This is a genomic window from Tropicimonas marinistellae, from assembly GCF_001509585.1.
Classification (GTDB): Bacteria; Pseudomonadota; Alphaproteobacteria; order Rhodobacterales; family Rhodobacteraceae; genus Tropicimonas; species Tropicimonas marinistellae.
Map to the genome: position 1 here is coordinate 1 of NZ_LNCI01000030.1, position 3,025 is coordinate 3,025.

General features: G+C 67.2%; 2 protein-coding genes. Both read right to left on the bottom strand.

All coding sequences use genetic code 11. The features are described from left to right. Window positions 1-1,434 (bottom strand): NAD(P)(+) transhydrogenase (Re/Si-specific) subunit beta, encoded by a 1,434-nt coding sequence (locus tag ARC39_RS25055; RefSeq protein ID WP_068119598.1) that lies wholly within the window; start codon window positions 1,432-1,434, stop codon window positions 1-3. Between the two features lie 13 nt (window positions 1,435-1,447). Next, window positions 1,448-3,022 (bottom strand): Re/Si-specific NAD(P)(+) transhydrogenase subunit alpha, encoded by a 1,575-nt coding sequence (locus ARC39_RS25060; protein ID WP_068119601.1) that lies wholly within the window; start codon window positions 3,020-3,022, stop codon window positions 1,448-1,450. Window positions 3,023-3,025: the final 3 nt, after the last annotated feature.

The following is a 3,025-nucleotide window of genomic DNA, read 5'->3' on the forward strand; positions in this document are numbered from 1 at the left end:
TCAACTGATTCTCGCGAGGAGGTCGTCGAGGGATTTTTTGGCGTCCCCGAAGAACATGCGTGTGTTGTCCTTGAAGAAGAGCGGGTTCTGGATGCCGGAATATCCGGTGCCCTGGCCGCGTTTGGAGACGATGACGGATTTGGATTTCCAGACCTCGAGCACCGGCATGCCGGCGATGGGGGAGTTGGGGTCCTCCTGGGCCGCCGGGTTCACGATGTCGTTGGAGCCGATGATGATCGCGACATCCGTTTCGGGGAAGTCGTCGTTGATCTCGTCCATCTCCAGCACGATGTCGTAGGGCACCTTGGCCTCCGCCAGCAGCACGTTCATGTGCCCCGGCAGGCGGCCGGCGACCGGGTGGATGCCGAAGCGCACCTCCTTGCCCCGGGCGCGCAGCCGGCGCGTCAGCTCGGCCACGTTCTGCTGCGCCTGCGCCACCGCCATGCCGTAGCCCGGCACGATGATCACGCTGTCGGCGTCCTCCAGCAGCCCCGCCACGCCGTCGGCGTCGATGGCGATCTGCTCGCCCTCGACCTCCGCCGCCGGCGCGCCGGTGCCGCCGAAGCCGCCGAGGATCACGCTGATGAAGCTGCGGTTCATCGCCTTGCACATGATGTAGCTCAGGATCGCGCCCGAGGAGCCCACCAGCGCGCCGACCACGATCAGCAGGTCGTTGCCGAGGCTGAAGCCGATCGCCGCCGCGGCCCAGCCCGAGTAGGAGTTGAGCATCGAGACCACCACCGGCATGTCCGCCCCGCCGATCCCCATGATCAGGTGGTAGCCGATGAAGAGCGCGGCCAGCGTCATCAGGAAGAGCGGGAAGAAGCCGCCGGTGTTGAAGTACCAGATGAGGCATATGAGCGAGAGCACCGCCGCGCCGGCGTTGAGCGCATGCCCGCCCGGCAGCTTGGTGGCGGCAGAGGTCACCTTGCCCGCGAGCTTGCCGAAGGCGATCACCGAGCCGGTGAAGGTCACCGCGCCGATGAAGATGCCCAGGAACAGCTCCACCCGCAGGATCGACTGCTCCACCCCGTCCTTGTGCGCCAGCACCGCCGCGAAGCCCTCGAGCGCCTCGCGCCCCGCCGCGTCCATCGCCAGCACCCGGCCGAGCTCGAAATGCGCGTTGAAGCCGACGAAGACCGCCGCCAGGCCGACGAGGCTGTGCATCGCCGCCACCAGCTGCGGCATCTCGGTCATCTGCACCCGCTTGGCCACCACCACGCCGATGGCGCCGCCGGCGGCAATCAGCACCACCGAGAGCAGCCACAGCCCGGCGCCGGGCCCGATCAGCGTCGCGATCACCGCCAGCGCCATGCCCGCGATGCCGTACCAGACCGCGCGTTTCGCGCTTTCCTGCCCCGAGAGCCCGCCCAGGCTCAGGATGAAGAGGACAGCCGCGACCACATAGGCCGCCGTCGTGAATCCGAATTCCATTGTCCCCGTCTCCTTACGATTTCTGGAACATGGCGAGCATGCGCCGTGTCACGAGGAAGCCGCCGAAGATGTTGATCCCGGCCATGAAGACCGACAGCGCGGCCAGAAGGATCACCAGGAAGGACCCCGAGCCGATCTGCATCAGCGCGCCCAGGATGATGATCGAGGAGATCGCGTTGGTCACCGCCATCAGCGGCGTGTGCAGGCTGTGCGCCACGCCCCAGATCACCTGGAAGCCCACGAAGACCGCCAGCACGAAGACGATGAAATGCTGCATGAACGAGGCCGGCGCCACCAGCCCCACGCCCAGTATCAGCGCCGCGCCGACGACCAGCAGCGTCACCTGCTGCCGGGTCTGCGCCCGGAAGGCCGCGGCCTCCTGCGCCTTGCGCTCCTCCGGCGTCAGCTCCTTTGGCTTCTCTGCCGGCTTCCGCGCGGCAATCGCGGCCACCTTGGGCGGCGGCGGCGGGAAGGTGATCTCGCCGGCATGCGCGATCGTCGCGCCGCGGATCACGTCGTCCTCCATGTCGTGGTTGACCGTGCCGTCCTTCCCGGGCGTCAGGTCGGTCATCATGTGGCGGATGTTGGTGGCATAGAGCGACGAGCTCTGCGCCGCCATCCGCGAGGGGAAGTCGGTGTAGCCGACGATGGTCACGCCATTGTCGGTGACGATCTTCTCGTCCTTCACCGTCAGCTCGCAATTGCCGCCGCGCTCGGCGGCCAGGTCGACGATCACCGAGCCCGGCTTCATCGCCTCCACCATGTCCTTCGTCCAGAGCACCGGCGCGTCCCGGTTCGGGATCAGCGCGGTGGTGATGACGATGTCCATCTCCGGGGCCAGCTCGCGGAACTTCGCCAGCTGCGCCTCGCGGAATTCCGGGCTCGAGGGCGCGGCATAGCCGCCCGTGGCCGCCCCGTCCGTCTGCGCCTCCTCGAACTCCAGGAAGACGAATTCCGCGCCCATGGATTCGATCTGCTCGGCCACCTCGGGGCGCACGTCGAAGGCATAGGTGATGGCGCCGAGCGAGGTCGAGGTGCCGATCGCCGCCAGCCCCGCCACGCCCGCGCCCACGACGAGAACCTTCGCCGGCGGCACCTTGCCGGCCGCCGTCACCTGGCCGGTGAAGAAACGCCCGAAATTGTTGCCCGCCTCGATCACCGCCCGGTAGCCCGCGATATTGGCCATCGAGGAAAGCGCGTCCATCTTCTGCGCACGCGAGATCCGCGGTACCATGTCCATCGCGATCACCGAGGCCCCGGTCTCCGTCGCCGCCCCCATCAGCGCCTCGTTCGACGCCGGATAGAAGAAGGAAATCAGCGTCTTGTCACCGCTCAGATAGCCCACCTCCGTCTCCGTCGGCGGCCGCACCTTGGCGATGATGTCACAGGCCGCGTAAAGCGCCTCCGCCCCCGGCAAAACCTCCACACCCGCCGCCGCATAAACCGCGTCCGAAAACCCCGCAGAAACCCCCGCGCCGCTCTCAACCGCGCAATCATACCCAAGCTTCTGCAACGCAACCGCACTCTCAGGCGTCATCGCAACCCGGCTCTCGCCCGGAAATACTTCCCTAGGTGAACCTATCTTCACGTC

Bases quoted from the DNA above. Each gene is read 5' to 3' on its own strand.
- ARC39_RS25055 (WP_068119598.1), bottom strand. From the start codon at position 1,434: ATGGAATTCGGATTCACGACGGCGGCCTATGTGGTCGCGGCTGTCCTC.